This window comes from Bradyrhizobium sp. AZCC 2289 (assembly GCF_036924615.1).
Classification (GTDB): domain Bacteria; phylum Pseudomonadota; class Alphaproteobacteria; order Rhizobiales; family Xanthobacteraceae; genus Bradyrhizobium.
In genome coordinates this window covers 9,981,599-10,006,878 of the sequence record NZ_JAZHRY010000001.1, presented here as the reverse complement: position 1 = coordinate 10,006,878, position 25,280 = coordinate 9,981,599, and the positions used below count along the sequence as shown (strand labels likewise).

Genomic DNA, 25,280 nt, shown 5'->3' with positions numbered 1-25,280 from the left:
CTATGGAAGCTACTTCGGACCGGAACTCGGCGGGCGGACCTGAGGTGTCCGCGACCCGGCTGGGGCCATTGCAGCCAAGTCCCATCGACCGAATGCTGGGCGATCACAAGTTGGCCTGGTCGCCGGTTTTCTCCCTGATGGGTTTTGTAACGCGCGTGCTTTCGCCCTATGAGTTCAATCCTTCGGACTACAACCCTTTGCGCGACTTGATCGAGCAGTCGATCGATTTCGACGTGCTGAGGCGTCCGGATGCTCCGGTGAAGCTGTTTCTCTCTGCGACCAACGTTCGCACCGGCAAGGTGAAGGTCTTCAGCGGAAAGGAAATCTCGGTATCTGCCGTGATGGCCTCGGCCTGTCTTCCCACGATGTTTCACGCGGTCGAGATCGATGGCGAAGCCTATTGGGACGGCGGCTACATGGGAAACAGGGCGCTGTTCCCGCTGATCTATAACTGCAAAAGCGCGGATATCGTCATCGTTCACATCAATCCGCTGTTCCGCAAGGAGCTGCCGACCGCCGCCGGCGATATTCTGAACCGCATCAACGAGATCAGCTTCAATTCGTCGTTGATGCGCGAGATGCGGGCGGTGAGCTTCATCACCGGGCTGGGCAAGCAAAACCGCATTGTCGACCAGGAGATTAAGCGGATATTGATCCACAGCATCACTGACGACGAATTCATGGGCGAGCTCAGTCCGACGAGCAAGTACAACGCCGATTGGGACTTTCTGGTGTTTCTTCGCGACCAGGGACGAAAATGCGCAGACGATTGGCTCGCAAAAAACTTCGTCAAACTAGTCTTACTGAGTCAGAAAAGGGTCTGATTCAAAAGGTCGCGGGCGAGGTCCTGTGAGAATCAGTTAGCGGTTGAGATTCAGGCATCGGCAACGGGGGCAGATATGGATCTCCGGACATCAGACGGCAGTGAATCGCGATTTTCGGCTTTTGTCGAGGGACTTGTGAGCGTGATCGGACATGCGGACCGGGCCCGGCCGTTGTTTGATTATTGCATCGGCTTAATCATGCCGGGGGAGCGTAAAAGCGTTGAGCCGATGGCAGCGGTGACGGCACCTGATCGGACGGCGGCGCAGCATCAGTCGCTGCTGCACTTCGTCGGCCAATCGCCTTGGTCTGACGAGGGTGTTTTGGCCAAAGTGGGTGAGATGGTACTGCCGGCGATAGAGCGCCATGGACCGATCGAAGCGTGGATCATCGATGACACCGGTTTTCCCAAGAAGGGAGCGCATTCGGTCGGTGTGGCGCGTCAATATTGCGGGCAGCTCGGCAAGCAGGATAACTGCCAAGTCGCGGTGTCCCTGTCGCTTGCCAATCATCACGCCAGTCTGCCGGCGATGTATCGTCTCTATCTGCCGCAGGAATGGGCGGCAGATAAGAAACGTCGGCGCAAAGCGGGCGTGCCCGAGGAGATCAGCTTTAAGACCAAGCCAGAGATCGCGCTTGAGCAGATCGAAGCGACCTGCAGAGCCGGGCTTGCTCGCGGTGTGGTGCTGATGGATGCCGGATATGGCTGCAACACGGACCTGCGGACCAGCATCAGCGCGTTGGGGTTGACCTATGTGGCCGGTATCTTGCCAAACACCACGGTGTGGACATCCGACACGGCGCCGCTGCCGCCGAAAAAATGGTCGGGCAAAGGGCGACCACCAAAGCTGCTGCGCCGCGATCACAAGCATCAACCGATTTCGGTCAAGGAGCTTGCTCTTTGCCTTCCTAAGCGGGTCTGGCGCACGATCAAGTGGCGAGAGGGTGCGGCCGAGCAGCTATCGTCGCGCTTCGCTCGCGCGCGCGTTTGCGTCGCGCATCGAGATTACCAGCTCACCGAAAGCCGACCGGAAGAATGGCTTTTGATCGAATGGCCAGAAGGTGAGGACGAGCCGACCAAATACTGGCTTTCAACGTTGCCGGAAACGATCACTTTCGGAAGGCTAGTCGATCTAACCAAGCTGCGATGGCGCATCGAGCGCGATTATCAGGATCTCAAACAAGAGGTTGGGCTCGGGCATTTCGAAGGGCGAGGTTGGCGTGGCTTCCACCACCACGCTACGCTGTGCATCGCGGCCTACGGATTCCTGGTCTCCGAGAGGGAGACGATTCCCCCCTCGGGATCTCGTTCCACCAGGCCGTTCAAGAAACTTGCGGTTTCCAACGGTTACCGACCCAGAGGCTCCGCCACTGCGACCCGAACGTCACATCCCGAACTCGATTGCGACGATGCGGCGAAGACTGATCGTTGCCATCGCCCGGAACCTCTCACGCTGTCCCTGTTGCATTCGGCAATCGCAGCGTCTTCTTTTGTGACGCAGTAAGACTAGGAGCCTGTCCGAATAGCGGCTGTTCAATTCTGAGCGAGTCTGATTCAACCTTGGGCTATGAGCAAGTATTTTCGCCCCTGGAATATCGATCAGACGCTGCTTCTGCCGCCGAATGTGCAGGACTTCGTGCCGAAAGGCCATGTCTCGCGGTTTATCGTTGAACTGGTGCGGGAGAGCCTCGATCTCAAGGAGATCACGGGCAGCTATGTGAGCGGGCTCGGGCAGCCGCCGTTTGACCCGCGCATGATGGCGGCGCTTCTGCTGCACGGCTATGCGAGTGGGCTGTATTCGTCGCGGCGGATCGCGAAGGCCTGCCGCGAACGGAATGATTTTGTGATGATTGTGGCGCTCGATCCGCCGGATTTTCGCACGATCAGCGACTTCCGCAAGCGGCATTTGAAGGCGCTCGGCGCGCTGTTTCTGCAGGTTCTGAAGTTGTGCGAGACGGCAGGGTTGGTCAAACTCGGCCATGTCGCGCTTGATGGCACGAAGATCAAAGCGAACGCGTCGAAACATAAAGCGATGAGTTATGAGCGCATGAAGAAACGCGAGGCGGAATTGAAAGCCGAGGTCGCTCGCATGCTGGCGGCCGCCGAGGCGGCGGATGCCGAGGAAGACGAGACTTTCGGTAAGGACAAGCGCGGCGACGAGATGCCGGATTGGGCCGGCGACAAGCAGAAACGGCTGGCGAAGATCCAGCAGGCGATGGCGGCGCTGGAGGCGGATGCCAAGCTGGCGGCGGAGGAAGAGCGTCGCATCGAGGTCGAAAAGGAACAGCAGCGCCAAGTCGAAGGCCGCAAGAAGCCGGGCAAACCGGCGGCGCCGCCATCGGACCAACCTGATCCCAAGTCGCAACGCAACTTCACCGATCCGGAAAGCCGCATCATGAAGTCGAAGGATGGCTTCGTTCAGGCCTACAATGCCCAGGCCGCCGTCGACGCAGGCGCCCAGATCATTGTCGCGCACGAACTGACGCAGTGCGGCAACGATAAGGGCCAGCTGGTGCCCCTGATCGTTGCCATCGAGAACAATCTCGGCCGCAAGCCGGAGCAGGCCTCGGCGGACTCCGGCTACTGCAGCGAATCCAATCTCGAAGCGCTCGAAGCACACGGCGTTGACGGCTATGTCGCGCCCGGACGCGCCAAGCACCCGACAGCAGCGAACGGAAAAATCGGCGGACCGCTGACCCAACGGATGCGAAAGAAGATCGACGACGGCGGCTTCGAAACACCCTACCGATTGAGAAAGCAAGTAGTGGAACCGGTGTTCGGACAGATCAAACAGGCGCGCGGCTTCCGCCAGTTCCTGTTGCGGGGCGTAGAGAAAGTGCGGGCCGAATGGGCCATCATCTGCACCACCCACAACCTCCTGAAGCTGTTCACCCTCGCAAACGCAGCCTCAGCCGGCTAACCTGCAACAATGCCCATCGCAACGCCTATCTGGACGGGCTCCTAGGCGTCGAGTCGTCGGTAGACATTGACAATGTATACCTCTGAGCTCTGGCGTTGAGGGCATCGAGATACCCTGGATTACCCCCGGCCGCGATAGGGCGCGACGCCCTGATCGGGGATCCACATGCCCTTGGGCAGTCTGCCGGTCTGCCAGAACACGTCGATCGGGATGCCGCCGCGCGGATACCAGTAGCCGCCGATGCGCAAATATTTCGGCTTGATCTCGTTGGCGATCCGCTTGCCGATCATGACCGTGCAATCCTCGTGGAACGCGCCGTGGTTGCGAAAGCTCGCGACGTAAAGTTTCAGCGACTTGGATTCCAGCAGCCACCGGCCCGGCACATAGTCGATCATCAGATGCGCGAAATCCGGCTGTCCGGTGACCGGGCAGAGCGAGGTGAATTCCGGCGCGGTGAAGCGGACCACATAATTGGTATCGGCCTGCGGGTTGGGCACGCGGTCGAGCGTGGCCTTTTCCGGGCTGTCGGGCCACTCCACGGCGCGGCCGAGCTGCAGGGGTTTTTTGGCCATGATGTTCGTCCTTTGCGGACGCGTCATTGACGCAACAGGATAGGTCCGTCAACCGCCACCGTGAGATCGGGATGTCCGAAAGCCGCGAGGATTTCAGGTAGGCGCGACGGTCCGAATGACCACCAGACGCGCGTTGCCGGATTCGGCGCCCCATACCTCGCCGGCCCGCCCATCCAGTTGGCGAACATTGGCGCCCGCTCTGTCGCTGGCGAACACGTTGAATTCCTCGCTCACGGGATCGAAGCGCACGATGGCATTTGCCGAGAAATCGGTGAGCCAGATCTTGTCCCTGTCATCGACATAAACCGCATAGGCGTGCGGGGCCGCCCCCGGTAGCTTCCAGGCTTTCCAGGAGCCCTCCGCGGGGTCGTGCATCGACACGTTGCCGCTGTTCCATTCGCTGACCCAGAGGCGGCTTCTGGAGTCCGACCAGATCCGCCGGGCGCCTTGTTTCGGCGTGGGTGGTTCGACCACCGTCGCTTGGCCGGTTGTCGGATCGAGTTTGGCAATGTGATTGCCGGCTAGCGAGGCGTACCAGACTTCGCCCTTCGGCGTGACCGTGATGCCGTAGGGACCAACGCCCCGCGGGGCATCGAACACGTTCATGGCGCCCGACTTCGGGTCGAGGCGGCCGTAATAGCCGGATTGGCCGGTGAACCAGTAGATTCCGCCTCTGTCGAACACGCCGGTGTTGAGGTTGGCGTAAGCAACTTTTTCGGGCAGGCGGAACAGCGTCACGCGATGATCCGCTGGGTCGACGCGGGCGATCGCATTCTGTCCGCCCTCGGTTATCCATGGAGCGCCGTCGGGGCCGATCGTGACGCCGTGGGGTGCCGCGCCTTTGCCGAGACCGACCAGTTTGAATGAGCCGTCGCGCGGATCCAGGCGCCCCAGCGTTCCGTTGCCCTGGCCGGTAAACCAGATGGTGCCGTCGCGGGCGGGCGTGACGTCGTGCAGGCCGATGCCCGCGTCAACCGGAAAATATTTGACCCGGAACGGGCTTTCCTGCGCGCCGGCGCCTCGGAACAGGGCGGGCGTGGCAACAATTCCAGTGGCGGCCGAGATGAGAAACTGGCGGCGATTCATTGCGTTACCCCGGCTCTCGGAGAAGGAAGGTTTACACGCGGTGATCGACGTCCAGCCAGCATAACCGCGCCAAATCCACCCGTCAGGAAAAGCCCGCAGGTCAAGCGTTCACATTTGCTTGCGCTCCGTGTATGACGCGGCGCAACCAGCCAGAACCAACCGGGGAAGCATAGACATGACCGCCATCGTCGACATCATCGGCCGCGAAATTCTCGATAGCCGTGGCAATCCCACTGTCGAGGTCGATGTGGTGCTGGAAGACGGCTCGATCGGCCGCGCCGCGGTTCCCTCCGGCGCCTCCACCGGCGCGCATGAGGCGGTCGAACTGCGCGACGGCGACAAGGCGCGCTACCTCGGCAAGGGCGTCCAGAAGGCGGTCGAGGCCATCAACGGCGAAATCTTCGAGGCGCTGAGCGATCAGGCGGTCGAGGAGCAGGTCCAGATCGACCAGATCATGATTGATCTCGACGGCACCCCGAACAAGAGCCGGCTCGGGGCCAACGCCATCTTGGGCGTTTCTCTGGCCTGCGCCAAGGCGGCGGCGGAATCCTTCGATATGCCGCTCTATCGTTACGTCGGCGGCACCTCGGCGCGGACGCTGCCGGTGCCGATGATGAACATCATCAATGGCGGCGTGCATGCCGACAATCCGATCGATTTCCAGGAATTCATGATCATGCCGGTGGGAGCGGCGACCTTCGCCGAGGCGCTGCGCTGCGGCTCGGAAATCTTCCACACGCTGCGGGGCGAACTGAAGAAGGCCGGTCACAACACCAATGTCGGCGACGAGGGCGGTTTTGCGCCCAACCTGCCGTCGGCGGACGCCGCCCTCGAGTTCGTCATGGCCGCGATCGGCAAGGCCGGTTACAAGGCAGGAAGCGACGTGATGCTGGCGCTGGACTGCGCGGCGACCGAGTTCTTCAAGGACGGCAATTACGTCTATGGCGGCGAGAACAAGACCCGCTCGGGTTCCGAGCAGGCCAAATATCTTGCCGACCTCGCGGCGCGCTATCCGATCGTCTCGATCGAGGACGGCATGTCCGAAGACGACATGGCCGGCTGGAAGGAATTGACCGATCTGATCGGCAGCAAATGCCAGCTCGTCGGCGACGACCTGTTCGTCACCAACGTCACGCGCCTTGCGGACGGCATCAAAAACGGCCGCGCCAATTCCATCCTGGTCAAGGTCAACCAGATCGGCACGCTGACGGAGACGCTCTCGGCAGTCGAGATGGCCTACAAGGCCGGCTACACCGCCGTGATGTCGCACCGTTCCGGCGAGACCGAGGATTCCACCATCGCCGATCTGGCCGTGGCCACCAATTGCGGCCAGATCAAAACCGGCTCATTGGCGCGCTCCGACCGCACCGCCAAGTACAACCAGTTGCTGCGCATCGAGCAGCAACTGGGCGCGCAGGCCAAATATGCCGGCAAAGCGGCGCTGAAGGCGCTGGCGTAACGCGCCGGCGTAGCCAGATACAACAAACACAAACGGGAGGATTGCGATGAGTGACGGCAAGACCGGGCTGCAATTGCGTTCGCTGCTGAAAAAGAGCGGCGAACTCGAACTATCGCTGGCGAACATCCCGACACCCGAGCCTGGCCCCGATGAAGTCGTGGTCCGGGTCGAAGGCGCGCCGATCAATCCGTCCGACCTCGGGCTGCTGATCGGGCCGGCCGATATGTCGTCCGCCAAGGCCTCCGGCACCAAGGAGTCTCCGGTGGTCACCGCGAAAGTGCCGGAAGCGGCGATGAAAGCCATGGCGGCGCGGCTCGATGAATCGATGCCGGTCGGCAACGAGGGCGCCGGCGTGGTCATCAAGACCGGTTCGTCGGATGCCGCCAAGGCGCTGATGGGCAAGACGGTGGCGACGATCGGCGGCGCGATGTATGCGCAATACCGCTGCCTCAAGGTGAACGAGTGTCTGCCGCTGCCCGACGGCACCACGGCGGCGGAAGGCGCTTCCTGCTTCGTCAATCCGCTGACTGCGCTCGGCATGACCGAGACCATGCGGCGCGAGGGTCACAAGGCGCTGGTGCACACCGCGGCTGCGTCCAATCTCGGCCAGATGCTCAACAAGATCTGCCTCAAGGACGGCATTGGCCTCGTCAACATCGTCCGCAGCAAGGAGCAGGCCGACATCCTGCACAAGATCGGCGCCAAGCACGTCGTCGATTCCACCGCGCCAACTTTCATGGACGACCTGACCAATGCGCTGGTGGAAACCGGTGCGACGATCGCGTTCGACGCCATCGGCGGCGGCAAGCTCGCAGGCCAAATCCTCACCTGCATGGAAATCGCCGCCAACAAGACCGCAAAAGTCTACAGCCGCTACGGATCGAGCGTGCACAAGCAGGTCTATGTCTATGGCAGCCTCGACCCGCGTCCGATGGAGCTGAACCGCGCCTTCGGCATGGCCTGGGGCATCGGCGGCTGGCTGCTGCTTCCGTTCCTGATGAAAATCGGCCAGGCCGATGGCGCAAAACTGCGCGCACGGGTCATAGCCGAGCTCAAGACCACCTTCGCCAGCCACTACACGCAGGTGGTGTCGCTGCAGGAGGCGCTGCAACTCTCCAACATCGCCATCTATGGCAAGCGCGCCACCGGCGAGAAATTCCTGATCAATCCGAACAAGGGCTGAGGGCTGGCGACTTCCTGACAATCAGGCTTGCGTTCTCCCGGCAACGGGAGAACATTTGCCTCGCAACGAATGCGGAAAACCGCAAAGCAGATGGGGAGGATTCCATGGAGTTGAGCCGCCGTGATCTTTTGGCAGGGGCCGCTGCCGTTGGTGTTGCGACCGCGCTGTCGTCACTGGGAATACCGGCCGCGGACGCCGCGGTACCACCAACCGGAGCGCAGGCGCCCGGGTTCTATCGCTACAAGGTCGGCAACTACGAATGCACCTCGATCAATGACGGTGTGTTTTTGCGTCCGATCGATAACTTCGTCAGCAACGTCGCGAAAGACGAGGCGCAGGCCGCGGCGGACTCAGCCTACATGCCGAAGGGCATGGTCGCGGTGCCGTTCAACCCGCAACTCATCAATACCGGCAGCAAGCTGATCCTGATCGATAGCGGCAACGGCGTTTCCATGTTGGGGCCGAGCAAGGGGCGGGCCGGGCGCACCTTGCAAAATCTCGCCGCCGCCGGCGTCGACCCCAAGAGCATCGATATCGTGCTGATGTCGCATCTGCATCCTGATCACACCAACGGCATTCGTGCGGCCGATGGCTCGATGGCGTTTCCCAATGCCGAGATCATGGTGCCAGCAAAAGACTGGGAATTCTGGATGAGCGACGAGAACGCCGCCAAGGCCCAGTCCAACGAGATGATGAAGAACTACTTTGCCAACGTGAAGAAGATTTACGCCGGCATCGAGTCCAAGGTGACGAAATATGATTGGGGCAAGGAAGTCGCGCCCGGCATCACCTCGATCGCAACGCCGGGCCACACGCCGGGACACACCTCCTTCGCCGTCGCCTCGGGGAGTTCGAAAATCCTGATTCAGTCCGACGTCACCAACATCCCCGAGTTCTTCCTGCGCAACCCGGACTGGCACGTGGTCTACGACGTCGATCCCGAGACGGCGCAGACGACGCGCCACAAATTCTATGACATGGCGGCGGCCGAGAAGGCGACGGTGGTGGGATTCCATTTCCCGTTCCCCTCGATCGGCCATGTCGAGAAGGATGGCGCGAAATACCGCCTGGTCCCGGTTGGCTGGGATCCGGTGATCTGATCGGCATCGCCAGGCCCGACGTAACAGGCCGCCCGGGGGCGGCCTGTTTGTTTTTTGGCGAAATGTTGTCTATGCGAACCCTGCGTTTCCAAAATTGCGCAGTACATGCACTTGCATCCTTCTGCCGATGCGGCTAGGTGAGCGTCACCGGTCCAGCTTAAAAAAGGAAATACCATGGCCACCCACAACGTCGTCGCGATCGTCGGCAGCCTCCGCAAGGAAAGTTTTTCGCTCAAGATCGCCCATGCGCTGGCCAAGCTGGCACCGGCTTCGCTGCAGCTCGAGGTCACGACCTTGCACGGCATTTCCTTCTTCAACCAGGATCTGGAAGCCGCCCCTCCGGCCGATTGGCTCGCGTTCCGCGAAAAACTCCAGAAGTCGAACGGCGTGCTGTTCGTGACCCCCGAATACAACCGCTCGATCCCCGGCGTCTTGAAGAACGCCATCGACGTCGGATCGCGGCCCTACGGCAAGAGCTGGTTCCTCGGCAAACCGGTCGGCATCGTCAGCAATTCCCCGGGTCCGCTCGGCGGCGTCAGCGCGGCCAAACATCTGCAGAACATCCTGCCGGGTATCGCCGGGCCGATCCTGGGCCAGCCCGAAATCTATCTGAATGCCGTCGGCGATGCCTTTGACGACAAGGGCCAGCTCACCAAGGAATCGCTGCAGAAAGTGTTACAGCAGTACATCGATGCGTTTGCGGCTTTCGTCGAGAAGCACAACAAATAGGCGGCGGGCGCCGGGCTTAGGATTCCGTTAACCGGACCGTCGCATGTTGGTGCCATGGTCTCTCGCACCCGACTGAAATCGCTGCTCACCGGGCTCGCCCTCTACACGATGGCGGCGATGATGGTCAGCTATTTCGGCGTCAACGCCTATACCGGCAAATATGGGCTGAACGCGCGCCAGGAGCTCGATCAGGAAATCATCGCCCTGACCTCGGAACTGGCGCGGCTGAAGCGGGAGCGGGCCGAGGGCGAGCAACGCGTCTCGCTCTTGAGGTCGGACCGGGTCGACCCTGATTTGCTGGACGAGCGCGCGCGCTTTCAGCTCGATTACGCCAATCCGCGCGATCTGGTCCGGACCAATAATCCGAACTGATTCCGTCAGATGTGATCTCCGCCGTCGTCCTGAGGTGCGCGCTCTTGCGCGCCTCGAAGGACGGGCCGCAAACTCATCCTTCGAGGCTCGCCAAGAGGCTCGCACCTCAGGATGACGACCGAGCAATTCCGCATATTTCAAAATCACCCGCCAACGATCACAAAAATGTCGCGCTCGGTTGCAGTGCGGCATAGCAATATTCCGTCAAGCGAACGCAATCCTTTCGCGGCGATTTGAGTTGGGTTAGAGAGGGCTTGAGTTCAGTCCCTCTTTGATCTGGAATTGCCCATGGCCTCACCAAAGAAAAGCGTCGCGAAGGAAGCAGGTCAGGACAAGGCACACGGCTCCCCTCCGGAATTCACCCGCGCGCAGGAACTGACCGCGCTGCGCGACATGCTGCTGATCCGGCGCTTTGAGGAAAAGGCCGGTCAACTCTATGGCATGGGGGCGATCGGCGGCTTCTGCCATCTCTATATCGGCCAGGAGGCAGTCGTCGTCGGGATGCAGATGGCCCTGAAGAAGGGCGATCAGGTCATAACCGGATACCGCGACCACGGCCATATGCTGGCTTGCGGGATGGAAGCCAAGGGCGTGATGGCCGAATTGACCGGCCGCCATGGCGGCTATTCCAAGGGCAAGGGCGGCTCCATGCACATGTTCAGCAAGGAGAAGAACTTTTACGGCGGCCACGGCATCGTCGGCGCCCAGGTCTCGCTTGGCACCGGTCTGGCCTTCGCCAACCGCTATCGCGGCAATGATTTCGTCAGCCTGGCCTATTTCGGCGACGGCGCCTCCAACCAGGGCCAGGTCTACGAAAGCTTCAACATGGCGGAGCTGTGGAAACTGCCCGTGATCTACGTGATCGAGAACAACCGTTATGCGATGGGCACCTCGGTGACGCGCTCGTCGGCGCAGACCGATTTCTCCAAGCGCGGTGATTCCTTCAACATTCCGGGCAAGCAGGTCGACGGCATGGACGTCCGTGCGGTGAAGGCGGCCGGCGACGAGGCGGTGGCCTGGTGCCGCGCCGGCAAGGGGCCCTTCATCCTGGAAATGCAGACCTACCGCTACCGCGGCCATTCGATGTCGGATCCGGCGAAGTACCGTACCCGCGAAGAGGTCGAAAAGATCCGCCACGACCAGGATCCGATCGAGCAGGTTCGCAATCGGCTGCTGGCGGCCAAGATGAGCGAGCAGGAATTGAAGGCGATTGACGCCGAGGTGCGCGAGATCGTCAATGCATCGGCGGATTTCGCCCAGCACGATCCCGAACCCGATGCATCCGAGCTTTACACCGACATCTATCGCTGAGCAGGCGCAAGTTTAATTTCGGAGTTCCCATGCCCATTCAAGTGCTGATGCCTGCGCTGTCGCCCACCATGGAAAAGGGCAACCTTGCCAAGTGGCTGAAGAAGGAAGGCGAGACCATCAAGTCGGGCGATGTCATCGCCGAGATCGAAACCGACAAGGCAACGATGGAAGTCGAGGCGACCGATGAGGGTACGCTCGGCAAGATATTGATCCCCGAAGGCACCGCCGACGTCGCGGTCAACACCCCGATCGCGACCATTTTGGCTGACGGCGAGAGTGCGGCGGACCTCGGCAAGGTTAGCGCGCCGCCGAAGCCGGCCGCGCCGCCTGCTGAAGCAAAAGCCGAAGCTCCCCCATCGGAAGAAAAGAAAGCGCCATCCGCGCCGGCAGCCGCCGCCGAGCCCGATCCGGAAATCCCCGCTGGCACCGAGATGGTGACGATGACGATCCGCGACGCGTTGCGCGACGCGATGGCCGAGGAGATGCGGCGCGATCCGGACGTGTTCCTGATGGGCGAAGAGGTCGCGGAATATCAGGGCGCCTACAAAGTCAGTCAGGGATTGCTGCAGGAATTCGGCGCGAAACGCGTGATCGATACGCCGATCACCGAGCATGGCTTCGCCGGCATTGGCGTCGGTGCGGCGATGTCGGGCCTGAAGCCGATCGTCGAGTTCATGACCTTCAATTTCGCGATGCAGGCGATCGACCAGATCATCAACTCCGCAGCCAAGACGCTGTACATGTCCGGCGGACAGATGGGCTGCTCGATCGTGTTCCGCGGACCCAATGGCGCCGCGTCGCGCGTCGCTGCGCAGCACAGCCAGGATTACTCGGCCTGGTACTCGCAGGTTCCCGGCCTCAAGGTGGTCGCGCCGTTCTCGGCCGCCGACTACAAGGGCCTGCTGAAGGCCGCGATCCGCGATCCCAATCCGGTGATCTTCCTCGAAAACGAAATGCTGTACGGCCATACCGGCGAGGTGCCGAAGCTCGACGACTATGTGGTGCCGATCGGCAAGGCCCGGATCGTTCGCTCTGGCGGTCACGTGACGATCATCTCGTGGTCGAACGGCATGAGCTACGCGCTCAAGGCCGCCGATGAACTGGCGAAGGAAGGCATCGAGGCCGAGGTGATCGATCTGCGCACGCTGCGTCCGATGGACACCGACACCATCGTGGCGTCGGTCAAGAAGACCGGCCGCGCGGTGACGGTGGAGGAGGGCTGGCAGCAGAGCGGCGTCGGCGCCGAAGTTGCCGCCCGCATCATGGAGCAGGCCTTCGACTATCTGGACGCGCCGGTTAAGCGCGTCTCGGGCAAGGACGTGCCGATGCCCTATGCCGCGAACCTCGAAAAGCTCGCATTGCCGTCGGTGGCCGAGGTGGTCGAAGCCGCCAAAGCCGTCTCATATCGGTGACGCATGGCGAAGGAGCAGCTATTACCGCCCGACGTCATGGGCCGCGATGATGCCATCGAGGTGCTGCGCGCGTTCGTGGTCGATGGCGGGCTGTCGATCGCCTTCACCCGCGCGTTCGAGGAGCCGGACATGTGGGGCCTGCTTCTGGTCGACATCGCCCGCCATGCCGCGCGCGCCTATGCCCGCGAAAGCGGTTACACCGAGGACGAGGCGCTGACACGCATCGTCGACATGTTCGAAGCCGAAATCGCGCGACCGACCGATTTGGGCGACACCGCGCTCCGCTCGCAGCAGGGTCACTGAGAGAAACAGGCAGTCCTTTGGCAATTGAACAATATCATTTCGACTTCATGGCCGAAGCCATACGCGAGGCCGAGAAGAGCATCGCGCAAGGGGGGCTGCCGATCGGCGCCGTGCTGACGCGCGACAACAAGATCATCGCGCGCGGGCATAATAACCGGGTGCAGGAGAAGAACGTCATCCTGCACGGCGAGATGTCCTGCCTGCGCAATGCCGGACTGATTTCGTTTCATGACACCGTCATGTACACCACGCTGTCGCCGTGCTCGATGTGCGCGGGCGCGGTCGGGCTGTTCAAGCTGTCGCTGCTCGTCATCGGCGAGTCCGTGACGTTTCCCGGCAGCAAAGACATCCTGACCCAGTTCGCGATTCCCTATATCGATCTCGACGACGAGCGGTCGATCAACATGATGAAATCATGGCGGTCGGTTCCGGCCAACGAGCGGCTGTGGCAAGGCGATATCGGCAATTGACGCGCGCAGGTCTTCCATCGGGCCTTTCCGAGGCCCAGACGTTTTGGTTAGCTTCCCGGTCGATGGAAGCATGAATAGGTTTGTGAGGTCGGTATGCCCATCAACATTCTGATGCCTGCGCTGTCGCCCACGATGGAAAAGGGCAACCTTGCCAAGTGGCTCAAGAAAGAGGGCGACAAGGTCAAGTCCGGCGACGTGATCGCGGAAATCGAGACCGACAAGGCGACGATGGAAGTCGAGGCCGTCGACGAGGGAACGATCGCAAAAATCCTGGTGCCGGAAGGTACCCAGGATGTCGCGGTCAATGACGTGATCGCGGTGATGGCCGGCGACGGCGAGGACGTGAAGGCGGCGGGAGCGGCGGCAGCAGCGCCGCCGAAAGCCGCTGCCGCACCGGCGCCCGCACCAGCCGCAGCACCTGCGCCGATGGCTGCGGCACCTGCACCGGCTGCGCCGGCGCCAGCCCCTCAGGCGGTGGCACCGGCCCCGCAGGCCAACGGCCACGCCCGCATCTTCTCCTCGCCGCTCGCCCGCCGTCTCGCCAGGGAAGCCGGCATCGAACTCGGCCGCATCAACGGCTCCGGCCCGCGTGGCCGCATCGTCGCGCGCGACGTCGAAGACGCCAAATCGAGCAAGGGCCTCAAGGCCCCGGCCGCAGCACCCGCGATCGCGCCGTCAATGTCGGACAAGCAGATTCTCGCGCTGTTCGAACCCGGCTCCTACGAGGTGATCCCGCATGACGGCATGCGGCGCACGATCGCCCAGCGCCTCACCGCATCGGTGCAGACCGTTCCGCATTTCTATCTGACGATGGACTGCGACATCGGCAAGCTCCTGGCCGCGCGCGAGGAGATCAACGCCGCGGCGCCAAAGGACAAGGAAAAGAAGCCGCTCTACAAGCTCTCGGTCAACGATTTCGTCATCAAGGCGATGGCGATCGCGTTGCAGCGGATTCCCAATTGCAATGTGAGCTGGACCGAAAGCGGCATGCTCAAGCACAAGCATTCCGACATCGGCGTCGCGGTCGCGATGCCGGGCGGCCTGATCACGCCGATCATCCGCAAGGCCGAAACCAAGTCGCTGTCGACGATCTCGGCCGAAATGAAGGACTTTGCCACCCGCGCGCGGGGGCGAAAACTCAAGCCCGAAGAATACCAGGGCGGTACCACGGCGGTGTCCAACCTCGGCATGTACGGCATCAAGGACTTTACGGCCGTGATCAATCCGCCGCACGCGACGATCCTGGCGGTCGGCACCAGCGAGGAGCGCGCGGTGGTGCGTAACGGCAAGATCGAAGCCGCCCACATCATGAGCGTGACGCTCTCCTGCGATCACCGTGCGGTCGACGGCGCGCTCGGCGCCGAATTGATCGGCGCCTTCAAGATGCTGATCGAAAACCCCGTCATGATGATGGTGTGACCATCGCATGACGTATGCCGTCGTTGCGAGCGCAGCGAAGCAATCCATCTCACCGGCGACAAGGTGGATTGCTTCGTCGCAAGGGCTACTCGCAATGACGAAAAAACCGTGATGGTCGCGCGATGAAAACGAGCGAGTAGCCAATGGCCGATACATCCTTCGACATCATCATCATCGGCTCCGGTCCGGGCGGCTATGTCACCGCGATCCGGGCGGCGCAGCTTGGCTTCAAGACCGCGATCGTCGAAAAATCCTACCTCGGCGGCATCTGCCTGAACTGGGGCTGCATCCCGACCAAGGCGCTCTTACGCTCGGCGGAAATTTTTCACTACATGCAGCACGCCAAGGATTACGGGCTCTCGGCCGAGAAGATCTCCTACGATCCCAAGGCCGTGGTGCAGCGCTCGCGCGGGGTGTCAAAACGCCTCAATGACGGCGTCGGCTTCCTGATGAAGAAGAACAAGGTTTCGATCATCTGGGGTGACGCCTCGATCGACGCGCCCGGCAAGGTCACGGTGAAGAAATCCGCGGTGGAAGCGCCGAAGGGCGCGCTCGGCGAGGGCGCCTATCAGGCCAAGCACATCATCATCGCGACCGGCGCGCGGCCGCGCGTGCTGCCGGGCCTCGAGCCCGACCAGAAACTGGTCTGGACCTATTTCGAGGCGATGGTGCCGGAGAAGATGCCGAAATCGCTGCTGGTGGTCGGGTCAGGTGCGATCGGCGTCGAATTCGCGTCGTTCTTCCACACCATGGGTTCCGACGTGACCGTGGTCGAGGTGCTGCCGCAGATCCTTCCCGTCGAGGACGCGGAGATCGCAGGGTTAGCGCGCAAGCGTTTTGAGAAGCAGGGCATCAAGATTCTCTCCGGCACCAAAGTCACAAAACTCGAGAAGAAGAGCGACAGCGTGGTCGCCACCATCGACGACGGCAAGGGCACGCCGCAGACGGTCGAATTCGAGCGCGTGATTTCGGCGGTCGGCGTCGTCGGCAATATCGAAAATCTCGGGCTGGAGAAGCTCGGCGTCAAGACCGACCGCGGCTGCGTCGTGATCGACGGTTTTGGCAAGACCAATGTCCCCGGCATCTACGCCATCGGCGACGTCGCCGGTCCGCCGATGCTGGCGCACAAGGCCGAGCATGAAGGCGTGGTCTGCGTCGAAGCCATCAAGGGCCTGCATCCGCATGCCACCGACAAGAACCTCATTCCCGGCTGCACCTATTGCAACCCGCAGATCGCTTCAGTGGGCCTCACCGAAGCCAGCGCCAAGGAAGGCGGCCGCGAAATCCGCGTCGGCCGCTTCCCGTTCGTCGGCAACGGCAAGGCGATCGCGCTCGGCGAGGATCAGGGCCTGGTCAAGGTGATCTTCGACAAGAAGACCGGCCAGTTGCTCGGCGCGCACATGATCGGCGCCGAGGTGACGGAATTGATCCAGGGCTATGTGGTCGCGATGAATCTCGAGACTACGGAAGAGGAACTGATGCACACCATCTTCCCGCATCCGACGCTGTCGGAGATGATGAAGGAAGCGGTGCTGGACGCCTATGGCCGCGTGCTGAATATTTAGACCTGCTAATGTTAGGTCGAAGCGACATACTCAAACCTCATCCTGAGGAGCTTGCGAAGCAAGCGTCTCGAAGGATGGGCAACGCAGGGACTCGCGGCCATCCTTCGAGACGCGCGCTAGGGCGCGCTCCTCAGGATGAGGTCGCCATCCCATTCTAACAGCCGAGATCACACCCCGTGAAAGACAATGACAATCTCCGAATCGAACGCCCAACGTTCGTGACCCATCTCGAATGCGCGATGGAAGGCGATCACTATCCCGCCGACCAGGTCCATAATCTCTCCAAGGCCGGCAAGCCGCTGTTGGTGCGCTACGACCTCGCCGGCGTGAAGAAGGCGCTGACCAAGGACGCGCTGGCACAGCGCCCGGCTGACATGTGGCGCTACCGCGAGATGCTGCCGGTGCGCAAGGTCGCCGACATCGTCAGCCTCGGCGAAGTGACGACGCCGCTGATCCGGCTGCCGAAACTGTCGAAGAAGCTTGGCGGCGGCGAGATCATTGTGAAGGATGAAGGCCGGCTGCCGACCGGCTCGTTCAAGGCGCGCGGCCTGGTCATGGCGGTGTCGATGGGCAAGGCGCTCGGCATCAGGCACATGGCGATGCCGACCAACGGCAATGCGGGTGCAGCACTTGCGGCCTATGCGACCTCCTGCGGCATCAAGACCACGATCTTCTGCCCGGCCGATACCCCGGAAGTGAATGTCAGCGAGATCGAACTGCAGGGCGCCACCGTCTATCGCGTCAACGGGCTGATCGACGATTGCGGCAAGATCGTCGGCGAGGGCAAGGCGAAGGCCGGCTGGTTCGATACCTCGACCCTGAAGGAGCCGTACCGGATCGAGGGCAAAAAGACGATGGGGCTGGAACTCGCCGAACAGCTCGGCTGGGAAGTGCCCGACGTGATCTTCTATCCGACCGGCGGCGGCACCGGTCTGATCGGGATGTGGAAGGCGTTCGCCGAACTGGAGGCCATCGGCTTCATCGGCGCCAAGCGCCCGCGCATGGTCGCAGTGCAGGCCTCCGGCTGCGCGCCGATGGTGCGCGCTTTTGAAGCAGGCACCGAGCACGCGCCGCGCTGGGAAGATGCCCACACCATTGCATCCGGCATCCGCGTGCCGCAGGCGGTCGGAGATTTTCTGATCCTGCGCGCGGTCCGCGAGAGCAAGGGTTTTGCGATTGCGGTCGACGACGAGAAGATTTCTGCTGCGCTCAACGAAGTCGCGCGCGAGGAGGGCCTGCTGCTGTGTCCGGAAGGCGCTGCGACCTACGCCGCCTACCAGCAGAGCCTCGCCGACGGCCGGGTGACGAAAAACGATCGCGTGATGCTGTTCAATTGCGCGACAGGGCTTAAGTATCCGTTGCCGCCGGTCACGCGTACGCTCGATCGTTTCCAGCCGATCGACTACGCGAAACTGTAAAATCCTCATCCTGAGGAGCGCGCCTTGCGCGCGTCTCGAAGGATGACGGAGAGTACAAACCTCATCCTGAGGAGCTTGCGAAGCAAGCGTCTCGAAGGATGGACGCAACAATGGACTCGCGGCCATCCTTCGAGACGCGGCGAAGACGCCGCTCCTCAGGATGAGGTCCGAGATAGCTTCACAGCCTCTCAGGATGAGGTCTGTGTTTGTAGCCGCCATGCGGCACAGGAGGGTGTAATGCGAAGAGCAATTCTTGCCGCACTGGCAGCATTGCTGCTTTCGGGCGGCGCCGCCGCCGCGGAGAATTATCCGTCGCATCCGATCACCGTCATCGTGCCGTTCTCGGCGGGTGGTCCATCCGACGCCATGATGCGGATCCTGGCCGAGCGCATGAAGCTCCGGCTCGGCGAGACGATTTTGATCGAGAACGTGACCGGGGCGGGCGGCTCGCTCGGCGTCGGCCGCACCGTCCGTTCGGCCCCCGACGGTTACACCATCGGTTTCGGCCACCTCGGCACCAACGTCGCCAACGGCGCGATCTACAAGCTCGGCTACGATCTCGTGGCCGATCTGGAGCCGGTGGTGCTGTTGCCGAGCAATCCCATGATCATCGTCAGCAAGAATGCGGTGCCTGCGAAATCGCTGAAGGAGCTTTTGGAGTGGCTGAAGTCGCGTCCGGTTCCGGCGGCCGCCGGCACGGCCGGCGCGGGTTCGGGCAGTCATATCGCCGGGCTGTATTTTGAGAACGTAACGGGCATCAAGCTGCAATATGTGCCGTATCGCGGCACGGGTCCGGCGCTGAACGACCTCGTCGCCGGCCAGATCGATATCATTGTCGATCAGCTGTCCAACTCCATCAACCAGGTGCGCGCCGGTACCATCCGCGGTTACGCTGTCACCGACTCCAGGCGAGCGGAGCAGGCCGCGGACATTCCGACCGTCGACGAGGCAGGCCTGCCGGGTTTCCACATGACGCTGTGGTCGGGGCTGTGGGTGCCGAAGGGCACGCCGAAAGAGATCGTGGCAAAACTCAATGCGGCGGCGGTCGAGGCGCTGAGCGACCCGGCGGTGCGCAAGCAGCTCGAGAACCTGGGCTTGCAGATGACGCCGCTCGATCAGCTGTCGCCGGAGGCGCTGGGCAATTGGCAGAAGGCCGAGATCGCCAAATGGTGGCCGATGATCAAGGCCGCCAACGTCAAGGTGGAGTAAGCGGCGCAAGATGCTGGTGACGTCGACGCCGCCCTATGGAACCCGCGGACGCGCGCCACGGGCCTGATCTGGAATTACCAGAACGAACCTCCCATCTTTCTGGTGCCGCCGGTGATCGGCAATCGTCTTGGAAGTGCCGAACGGCGGCGTGCATTCATCTGCGGCTTTGTGGGAACAACGCGCGGCCGCGTGCAACGCGGGTATCGGCCATGACGTTCCAGGCAGATTTCAGCAGTCCGGACTATTATCGCAATCCGGCCGCGGCGATCGAAAAGCTTCGCGCGCAGGGGCCGGTCGTGCAAGTGCGCTTCCCGATCCTCGGCACGGTGTGGGCGACGACGACGGAGGCGCTGGCCGATCGGGTGCTGAAGGACACCACGATTTTCACCATTCGCGAGGAGGACGGCACCGTCGCCGGACTGCAATGGTGGATGCCGCGCATCGTGCGCACGCTTTCCAACAGCATGCTGTCGATGGACGAGCCGGATCACAAGCGGCTGCGCGATATCGTCGACGAGGCGTTCCGCCGCCGCGCCGTGCTCGACATGGAACCGCACATTCGGGTCATCGGTGACCGGCTCGCCGGTGATCTGTTTTCCGAAGGCAGCCCGGCCGACCTCGTCGAGCGCTATGCACGCAAGCTGCCGCTGTCGGTGATCTCTGAGCTGCTCGGGCTGCCGCAGGCCGACCGTTCGAAATTCGCCGCCTGGGCCGGCGGCTTCACCCGCTTCACCGGCACGCTCGGATTCCTCGCCATGGTGCCGAACGCGATGGCCATGAAGCGCTATATCGAGCGGCATCTCGAAACCGTTCGGCAGCAAGGTGGTCAAGGGCTGATCGCCGAGATCGTGCGCGTCGAGAAGGACGGCGGACAGATCAGCCGCGACGAGATCGTGTCGATGGTGTTCCTGTTGCTGTTTGCCGGACATGAAACCACCACCCACCTCATCAGCGGGTCCGTGTACGAGCTGTTGAAGAATCCCGATCTGCGCGACTGGCTCAAGCAGGATTGGAGCCGCGTCGATCTGGCGGTGGAGGAATTTCTGCGTTTCATCACGCCGGTGCAATTCACCAAACCGCGCTACGTGCGCCGGGATGTCGACCTCGGCGGCGTCAGGGTGAAAAAGGGCGAGAAGGTCATGGCCATGCTGGCGGCGGCCAATATGGACCCGCAGGCAAATCCTCATCCGGAGCGGCTCGACCTGCAGCGCAGGCCGAACCGGCATATCGCCTTCGGCACCGGAATCCATTTTTGCCTTGGCCACCAGCTTGCGCGGATCGAAGGCCGGTGCGCGCTGAAGTCGCTGTTCCAGCGCTGGCCGCAATTGACGCTCGCGGTCGATCCGTCCGAGATCACCTGGCGCAAGCGGCCCGGTCTGAAAGCCATCGATCGCCTGCCTGTGGTGGCCGGCCGGACGCAGCCGGATCGAGACGTGGGCTTGCAGATGGCGCCCCTCGATCAGCTTTAGCCGCAGGCGTTGGGCGATTGATTGGCAGAAGGCCGAAATCGCTAAATGGTGGCCGATGATCAAGGCCGCCAACGTCAACGCGGATTGAGGGCGTGGACTAATGAACGCTCAGAGCGGCATCGGCGACTATTTTTCGATATGCCACGACCCGTCCCAGTTTTGGGGCGGCGGGCTTGCTTTGAGGTTCCCGATGCGCTTGAGCAGGGCGATGGACGCTCCGTCGCCGGGTCCGGCCTCGAGGGCCGCGTCAAGCGCCCGAAGCGCATCATCCCATCGCTGTTCGCGATAGGCGGCGAGGGCTTCCAGATACCTGTCCCGTGACGTCAGTTGTTGCGGCGTAAGCTCGCCCTTGCGTCCAAGGATCTCAAAAATGACTTCCGAATGGGTGTGACCTGCTACCATGACCCGATCGATCTCTCGAACTTCGACGGTGTCACCGGCCGCGGCGACCGTGCGCTCGGAAACCAGATTGCGGGTGCCATACTCCTTGTTGGCGCCCTCCAGGCGAGAGGCGAGATTCACCACGTCGCCCATCACGGTATAGCTCATCATGACATCGGAGCCGATACTGCCGACCAGCGCTTCCCCCGTGGCAATGCGATCCTCAAATCGCAGGTCTCCATGGGCGTACCAAGTACGCCCAGCAATTCGGGGATTTCCCGGCGCAAGGTCGCGATACGTTCGATCATTTCCAGGGCGGCGATACATCCAAAGCGGGCATGATCGGCCTCGTCGACGAACGGAGGCCCCCAATAGGCCATGATGCCGTCGCCGATATACTTGTCGATGATCCCCCGGTTGGTCCGGATCGGTTCGGACATGATTGAAAGGTAGCGGTTCATGACCTTGACCAGGCCTTGCGGCGTCATGCCCTCGCTCAGGCTGGTGAAGCCTTTCAGGTCGCAGAACAACACAGTCATCACCCGGCGCTGGCCTTCGGCCGCTGTCAGGTTCGGGCGCTCGATCAACCCTTCCACGACGCGGGGATCGATGTATTTGCCGAAGGTTTCCCTGACCCGCTGGTTATCGCGCAGTTGCAGCACCATCCGGTTGAATGCCGCCGCCAGTTGTCCGATTTCGTCGCCCGTCGTCACACTGATGGATTGATCGAGGTGACCCGCCTCGACCGCCCGCGTACCCTCGAGCAATTGCCGGACGGAGCGAATGATGCCGCCACTGACCAGGTTGGCGAAAATCAATCCCACGAAGGCAGCAAGCAGCGTCACGATCGCCGAGATCAGGACCGCCTGGGTCTGCTGCGACCTGATCGTTGCGGTTGCCCCATAGCTCACCTTCACCATCTCGGTGCGAATGGCGTCGATTTTCTCGTTGAATTCGTCGCGGAGTGCGTCGGCGCCGGCAAGGCTGCGTCTGCCTGCCGCGAAATCCCGCGCATCGAGTTCCGAGAGCAACTGCCCCGATACCTGCTTCAGATGACGGCGGCTATCGTTCACTAGACTGTCGATCCGGCTCTCGACGCGCGCCAGTGCGGCGTTGTCCGAGGGCGTACTCGTGTCGTCGATGATCGCATTGATGAGCTTGCGCGCGGCCTGCGCCTCGCTGTCGACTTCGGCGTCCTTCTCTTCGTACAGCTGCTTGTGAAGCTTGTAGCCCATCTCGTCGGGCGGCTCCTGCATCTTCGCGATCACCATACGGCGGAGCGCCAGAGCCCGTTCGAGCGACAGGATATTGATCCGCGTCAGATGCGCGTTGGCCGGAATATACCTTGCCGTCAGCTCATCGAGCAGATGGCCAACCCGGCCAACCATCACCATCGAGAGGACAGATGTCGCCACCATGAGGACGATCAATCCGACCGCGATGGCGACGATCCGCCGTCTGATCGACCGCTTGATCATCGATCCGGAGAATGTCTTCAGTTTCTGAAGCCTGAGAGTGTTTGAAATGTCTCTGCTCCGCCGGGAAGGTCATCAGATGACATCATCCGGCAGGAACGGTCAACTGACTTGATCCAGGTCAACCCGGACGGGATTTCATTCGCGCCGCGAAAGCGGCGACGAATTCGAGTTGAGCCAATCAGTCTGCGTATGGCACCTCACGGACCTTGCGCAACTTCACTGGCCGGCAGACTCCGCGGCCGGCGGCAGCGGTGCCGCGTTGACCTCGTGCGTGACCACGGGCTGGTCGCTCTTCGCCGCCACCGCTGCGTCGCTGTCAAATCGGACGCGATAGACCAGCAAATTCTCCATCACGCGCTGGACATAGTTGCGCGTCTCGGAGAGCGGAATGCGCTCGACCCAGTCGACCGGATCCACCTTGGGATCGCGGGGATCGCCGTAGGCCTTGATCCAGTCCCGGACCCGGCCGCGGCCGGCATTGTAGCCGGCGAAGGTCATGATGTGGCAGCCCTTGTATTCGCTCAGCAGCGCAGAGAGTTCGGCGGCGCCCATTTGCGTGTTGTAGACGGGATCGGAAACCATCCGGTCCCAGTCATAGCTGACGCCAAAGCGTTTGGCGGTATCGCGTCCGGCTTCCGGCGTCACCTGCATCAGGCCGACTGCATTGGCCGACGACTTGTCGCGCTGGTCGAACGCGCTCTCGGTGCGCGCCACCGAATAGATGATGCTGCGTTCGATTTCGGGAGCGACCTGGCTGTGCCTGGGAATCCCGATGGTCGGGAACGCGTAATGGTCGAGCGCCAGCCCGCGGGAAAGCGCTGATTTTCCGACCTGCAGCATTGCGACTGCATCGTTGCGGCGGCCGGTGAGCTCGCCGAGCGCTTCGAGCACGGAGACGTCAAAACTCTGTTCGCCGAGATCGGTGACGAAATACAGCACGACGTCGCGCTCGCCGATCTCGTAGAGCATATCGGCGGCGCGCACCCGTTCGTGGGTGGCCGGAGCGCCCGCCGACGCGAGAGCGGGCGAGGGCGGACGCAGTTCAATCTGCTCGATGCCAAGCTTGGCGCGCGCGAGCTGTCCGTAATAGGCGGTCGGGTAGCGTGCGGCCGCTTGATAGCTTTCGCGCATCGCAGCTTTTTCGCCGAGCGCTTCGGCGGCGCGCCCGCGCCAGTAATTTGCGCGCGCCAGCACGATCGGATTGGACTGGCCGCCGTCGATTTGCGCGAAATAAGTTGCCGCCGTGGCGGGATCGTCGAGGTAGCGCAACGCGATCCAGCCGCACATGAAGTAGTAGTCGGCCCGGTAGTATTCATTGGCGGGCGCAGCGGCGGGACGGATCACGTCGTAGGCGGTCTGGAACTTGCCCTGATCGAGCAGCTTGCGGGCCAGCGAGCGCCGCTCGCGCCACCATTGATCGGTCTCCTGCTGCGCCATGGTCTCCGGCGCCGCCGCCAGCATCAGCCGCGCCGCGTCGTCAATCTTGTTCTGGGCGAGCATCCACTGGATGCGGCACAGCGTGTAGCCGAGATCGGCTCGCGCCTCGGTCGCGACATCGTCGAGCGCGCTCAGCGCCTTGTCCGATTTTCCCTTGACCGCGGCACAGGCCTTTACGATCGCAAGCTCGTCGCTGCCAAGGTGCTGCGCGGCGCGCCGCGCGCCCGCGAGGTCCTTGGCGCCGATGCGCATGTCCATGCGCGCCCGGTGGTCGTCGCGGGTGAGCAGGTCGCGGAACGTCTCGTACGCTTCGGCTTCGGCGCGCTCCGACAATTCCTCCGACCGCCAGGCGTCGCGAACCAGCCGGCCCGCGCCCTCGCGATCGCCTTCCGCTGATAGCACCCGCGCCAGCGCGAATTTTCCCTTGGCGGTGATCGGCGCGGCGCCGGTAAACCCGCGAACCGTCGCCGCATCGCTGCGCTCCTGCCACAGCCGCGCCTCCGCCCGTCGGCGCAGCAGCCCAGCACTCGGCCAGTCCGGATTGGCGGCGATGAACGCCGCATAGCGGTTGAAATTCGCCGTCGTCTCGGGGTGGCGCAGGATGAACCACTCGACCAGTTTCTGCCCCGCCGGGTCCGTGATCCTGTTTTTGGTGGCGGTCGCCTCGTCGGTCTTGGCCTTGCGCGCGAGATCGATGGCTTCCTTCACCAGCGCAAGATCGCCCGAGAGCGGAGGGGTGGCCTCCTTGCGAGCGGGTTCATCCTTCGATTGCTTGGACTTGCGTGCTGCGTCGGCATGCCGTTCGTGCCGGCGTTTTCCAAGCGCCGCGTGGCGATGGGGGCGAGCCTCCTTCGCTTCGTGCGTTTTCCTGGCGTGTTGCTGCTTATGGCTGGGCCGCGCGGCTGCATCCGTCGAGAACACGGAGAGGGCGGCAAAGGTGAGGAAACAGGATAGCGAACGCAAGCACTGGTTCATTCCATGGTCCCCCTGCAAAGCAGCAGTCACAAACCAATAGATCGCACAACGCGTAGAGCCCAGCCCCATGCGAGAGGTAGCACATCGCCGGTTAAGCAATTGTCGCGTTAGGGCAACACTGCGACAAAAACGGGGAAGCGGATGGAACCCAAATGGAACCCAAGGCCACTCGAACCGGATGCGCCAGCG

22 protein-coding genes are annotated in these 25,280 nt (G+C 62.3%); 17 read left to right on the top strand and 5 right to left on the bottom strand.

Annotation, left to right across the window (positions count from 1 at the left end; genetic code table 11):
• Window positions 1–2: 2 nt before the first annotated feature.
• The 3 genes from V1289_RS47085 to V1289_RS47075 all read left to right on the top strand — a co-directional run bounded on the left by V1289_RS47085 (window position 3) and on the right by V1289_RS47075 (window position 3,743).
• A complete protein-coding gene (locus V1289_RS47085; protein WP_334406498.1) occupies window positions 3–824 on the top strand; it encodes a patatin-like phospholipase family protein in 822 nt (273 codons plus the stop codon).
• A gap of 75 nt (window positions 825–899) precedes the next feature.
• Window positions 900–2,327, top strand: a complete 1,428-nt coding sequence (locus V1289_RS47080) for an IS701 family transposase (RefSeq protein WP_442895986.1) — start codon at window positions 900–902, stop codon at window positions 2,325–2,327.
• A gap of 63 nt (window positions 2,328–2,390) precedes the next feature.
• On the top strand, window positions 2,391–3,743 hold the full coding sequence (locus V1289_RS47075) for an IS1182 family transposase (RefSeq protein WP_334406294.1): 1,353 nt from the start codon (window positions 2,391–2,393) through the stop codon (window positions 3,741–3,743).
• 119 nt (window positions 3,744–3,862) lie between these two features.
• Here the strand turns inward: V1289_RS47075 and queF are convergent, their stop codons facing one another.
• Entirely contained in the window at window positions 3,863–4,315 is a 453-nt protein-coding gene (gene queF / locus V1289_RS47070) for a preQ(1) synthase (protein ID WP_334406496.1), read from the bottom strand.
• Window positions 4,316–4,408: 93 nt separating this feature from the next.
• The gene (locus V1289_RS47065) at window positions 4,409–5,401 is read right to left on the bottom strand and encodes a Vgb family protein (protein WP_334406495.1); all 993 of its coding nucleotides are present in this window, start codon (window positions 5,399–5,401) and stop codon (window positions 4,409–4,411) included.
• A gap of 175 nt (window positions 5,402–5,576) precedes the next feature.
• Here V1289_RS47065 and eno point away from each other — a divergent pair, with 175 nt between their 5' ends.
• The 14 genes from eno (at window position 5,577) to V1289_RS46995 (ending at window position 20,820) form a co-directional block, all read left to right on the top strand.
• Window positions 5,577–6,860: a phosphopyruvate hydratase gene (gene eno, locus V1289_RS47060; RefSeq protein WP_334406493.1), complete on the top strand. Its 1,284-nt coding sequence runs from the start codon at window positions 5,577–5,579 to the stop codon at window positions 6,858–6,860.
• Between the two features lie 46 nt (window positions 6,861–6,906).
• Window positions 6,907–8,043 (top strand): zinc-binding dehydrogenase, encoded by a 1,137-nt coding sequence (locus tag V1289_RS47055; RefSeq protein WP_334406491.1) that lies wholly within the window; start codon window positions 6,907–6,909, stop codon window positions 8,041–8,043.
• A gap of 104 nt (window positions 8,044–8,147) precedes the next feature.
• Window positions 8,148–9,143: an MBL fold metallo-hydrolase gene (locus V1289_RS47050; RefSeq protein ID WP_334406490.1), complete on the top strand. Its 996-nt coding sequence runs from the start codon at window positions 8,148–8,150 to the stop codon at window positions 9,141–9,143.
• 174 nt (window positions 9,144–9,317) lie between these two features.
• Window positions 9,318–9,872 carry an NADPH-dependent FMN reductase gene (locus tag V1289_RS47045; RefSeq protein ID WP_334406488.1) on the top strand — a complete coding sequence of 185 codons (555 nt, stop codon included), beginning with the start codon at window positions 9,318–9,320 and terminating at the stop codon, window positions 9,870–9,872.
• A gap of 54 nt (window positions 9,873–9,926) precedes the next feature.
• Window positions 9,927–10,244, top strand: coding sequence for an FtsB family cell division protein (locus tag V1289_RS47040; RefSeq protein WP_309177149.1), 318 nt, complete (start codon window positions 9,927–9,929; stop codon window positions 10,242–10,244).
• A 288-nt stretch (window positions 10,245–10,532) separates the two neighbouring features.
• Window positions 10,533–11,555: a pyruvate dehydrogenase (acetyl-transferring) E1 component subunit alpha gene (gene pdhA / locus V1289_RS47035; protein WP_309177148.1), complete on the top strand. Its 1,023-nt coding sequence runs from the start codon at window positions 10,533–10,535 to the stop codon at window positions 11,553–11,555.
• A 29-nt stretch (window positions 11,556–11,584) separates the two neighbouring features.
• Complete coding sequence (locus V1289_RS47030; protein WP_334406485.1) at window positions 11,585–12,967, top strand: pyruvate dehydrogenase complex E1 component subunit beta; 1,383 nt, start codon at window positions 11,585–11,587, stop codon at window positions 12,965–12,967.
• A 3-nt stretch (window positions 12,968–12,970) separates the two neighbouring features.
• A complete protein-coding gene (locus V1289_RS47025; protein WP_334406483.1) occupies window positions 12,971–13,270 on the top strand; it encodes a DUF5076 domain-containing protein in 300 nt (99 codons plus the stop codon).
• A 17-nt stretch (window positions 13,271–13,287) separates the two neighbouring features.
• On the top strand, window positions 13,288–13,740 hold the full coding sequence (locus V1289_RS47020) for a nucleoside deaminase (protein ID WP_334406481.1): 453 nt from the start codon (window positions 13,288–13,290) through the stop codon (window positions 13,738–13,740).
• 93 nt (window positions 13,741–13,833) lie between these two features.
• Window positions 13,834–15,159, top strand: a complete 1,326-nt coding sequence (locus tag V1289_RS47015) for a pyruvate dehydrogenase complex dihydrolipoamide acetyltransferase (protein ID WP_334406479.1) — start codon at window positions 13,834–13,836, stop codon at window positions 15,157–15,159.
• Between the two features lie 143 nt (window positions 15,160–15,302).
• Window positions 15,303–16,724 carry a dihydrolipoyl dehydrogenase gene (gene lpdA, locus V1289_RS47010; RefSeq protein ID WP_334406478.1) on the top strand — a complete coding sequence of 474 codons (1,422 nt, stop codon included), beginning with the start codon at window positions 15,303–15,305 and terminating at the stop codon, window positions 16,722–16,724.
• A gap of 176 nt (window positions 16,725–16,900) precedes the next feature.
• Complete coding sequence (locus tag V1289_RS47005; RefSeq protein ID WP_334406477.1) at window positions 16,901–18,142, top strand: threonine synthase; 1,242 nt, start codon at window positions 16,901–16,903, stop codon at window positions 18,140–18,142.
• Between the two features lie 237 nt (window positions 18,143–18,379).
• Complete coding sequence (locus tag V1289_RS47000; RefSeq protein ID WP_334406475.1) at window positions 18,380–19,351, top strand: tripartite tricarboxylate transporter substrate binding protein BugD; 972 nt, start codon at window positions 18,380–18,382, stop codon at window positions 19,349–19,351.
• Window positions 19,352–19,560: 209 nt separating this feature from the next.
• Entirely contained in the window at window positions 19,561–20,820 is a 1,260-nt protein-coding gene (locus V1289_RS46995) for a cytochrome P450 (protein ID WP_334406473.1), read from the top strand.
• 126 nt (window positions 20,821–20,946) lie between these two features.
• On the opposite strand, the gene V1289_RS46990 is transcribed toward V1289_RS46995, so the two are convergent.
• The 3 genes from V1289_RS46990 to V1289_RS46980 form a co-directional block, all read right to left on the bottom strand.
• Window positions 20,947–21,372 (bottom strand): hypothetical protein, encoded by a 426-nt coding sequence (locus tag V1289_RS46990; protein ID WP_334406472.1) that lies wholly within the window; start codon window positions 21,370–21,372, stop codon window positions 20,947–20,949.
• Window positions 21,369–22,679, bottom strand: a complete 1,311-nt coding sequence (locus V1289_RS46985) for an adenylate/guanylate cyclase domain-containing protein (protein ID WP_334406470.1) — start codon at window positions 22,677–22,679, stop codon at window positions 21,369–21,371. Before V1289_RS46985 ends, V1289_RS46990 begins: the two co-directional genes overlap by 4 nt.
• Window positions 22,680–22,895: 216 nt before the next feature.
• On the bottom strand, window positions 22,896–25,091 hold the full coding sequence (locus V1289_RS46980) for a lytic transglycosylase domain-containing protein (protein ID WP_334406468.1): 2,196 nt from the start codon (window positions 25,089–25,091) through the stop codon (window positions 22,896–22,898).
• Between the last annotated feature and the right edge of the window lie 189 nt (window positions 25,092–25,280).

Bases quoted from the DNA above. Each gene is read 5' to 3' on its own strand.
- V1289_RS47085 (WP_334406498.1), top strand. From the start codon at position 3: ATGGAAGCTACTTCGGACCGGAACTCGGCGGGCGGACCTGAGGTGTCC.
- V1289_RS47080 (WP_442895986.1), top strand. From the start codon at position 900: ATGGATCTCCGGACATCAGACGGCAGTGAATCGCGATTTTCGGCTTTT.
- V1289_RS47075 (WP_334406294.1), top strand. From the start codon at position 2,391: ATGAGCAAGTATTTTCGCCCCTGGAATATCGATCAGACGCTGCTTCTG.
- queF (WP_334406496.1), bottom strand. From the start codon at position 4,315: ATGGCCAAAAAACCCCTGCAGCTCGGCCGCGCCGTGGAGTGGCCCGAC.
- V1289_RS47065 (WP_334406495.1), bottom strand. From the start codon at position 5,401: ATGAATCGCCGCCAGTTTCTCATCTCGGCCGCCACTGGAATTGTTGCC.
- eno (WP_334406493.1), top strand. From the start codon at position 5,577: ATGACCGCCATCGTCGACATCATCGGCCGCGAAATTCTCGATAGCCGT.
- V1289_RS47055 (WP_334406491.1), top strand. From the start codon at position 6,907: ATGAGTGACGGCAAGACCGGGCTGCAATTGCGTTCGCTGCTGAAAAAG.
- V1289_RS47050 (WP_334406490.1), top strand. From the start codon at position 8,148: ATGGAGTTGAGCCGCCGTGATCTTTTGGCAGGGGCCGCTGCCGTTGGT.
- V1289_RS47045 (WP_334406488.1), top strand. From the start codon at position 9,318: ATGGCCACCCACAACGTCGTCGCGATCGTCGGCAGCCTCCGCAAGGAA.
- V1289_RS47040 (WP_309177149.1), top strand. From the start codon at position 9,927: ATGGTCTCTCGCACCCGACTGAAATCGCTGCTCACCGGGCTCGCCCTC.
- pdhA (WP_309177148.1), top strand. From the start codon at position 10,533: ATGGCCTCACCAAAGAAAAGCGTCGCGAAGGAAGCAGGTCAGGACAAG.
- V1289_RS47030 (WP_334406485.1), top strand. From the start codon at position 11,585: ATGCCCATTCAAGTGCTGATGCCTGCGCTGTCGCCCACCATGGAAAAG.
- V1289_RS47025 (WP_334406483.1), top strand. From the start codon at position 12,971: ATGGCGAAGGAGCAGCTATTACCGCCCGACGTCATGGGCCGCGATGAT.
- V1289_RS47015 (WP_334406479.1), top strand. From the start codon at position 13,834: ATGCCCATCAACATTCTGATGCCTGCGCTGTCGCCCACGATGGAAAAG.
- lpdA (WP_334406478.1), top strand. From the start codon at position 15,303: ATGGCCGATACATCCTTCGACATCATCATCATCGGCTCCGGTCCGGGC.
- V1289_RS47000 (WP_334406475.1), top strand. From the start codon at position 18,380: ATGCGAAGAGCAATTCTTGCCGCACTGGCAGCATTGCTGCTTTCGGGC.
- V1289_RS46995 (WP_334406473.1), top strand. From the start codon at position 19,561: ATGACGTTCCAGGCAGATTTCAGCAGTCCGGACTATTATCGCAATCCG.
- V1289_RS46990 (WP_334406472.1), bottom strand. From the start codon at position 21,372: ATGATGAGCTATACCGTGATGGGCGACGTGGTGAATCTCGCCTCTCGC.
- V1289_RS46985 (WP_334406470.1), bottom strand. From the start codon at position 22,679: ATGATCAAGCGGTCGATCAGACGGCGGATCGTCGCCATCGCGGTCGGA.
- V1289_RS46980 (WP_334406468.1), bottom strand. From the start codon at position 25,091: ATGAACCAGTGCTTGCGTTCGCTATCCTGTTTCCTCACCTTTGCCGCC.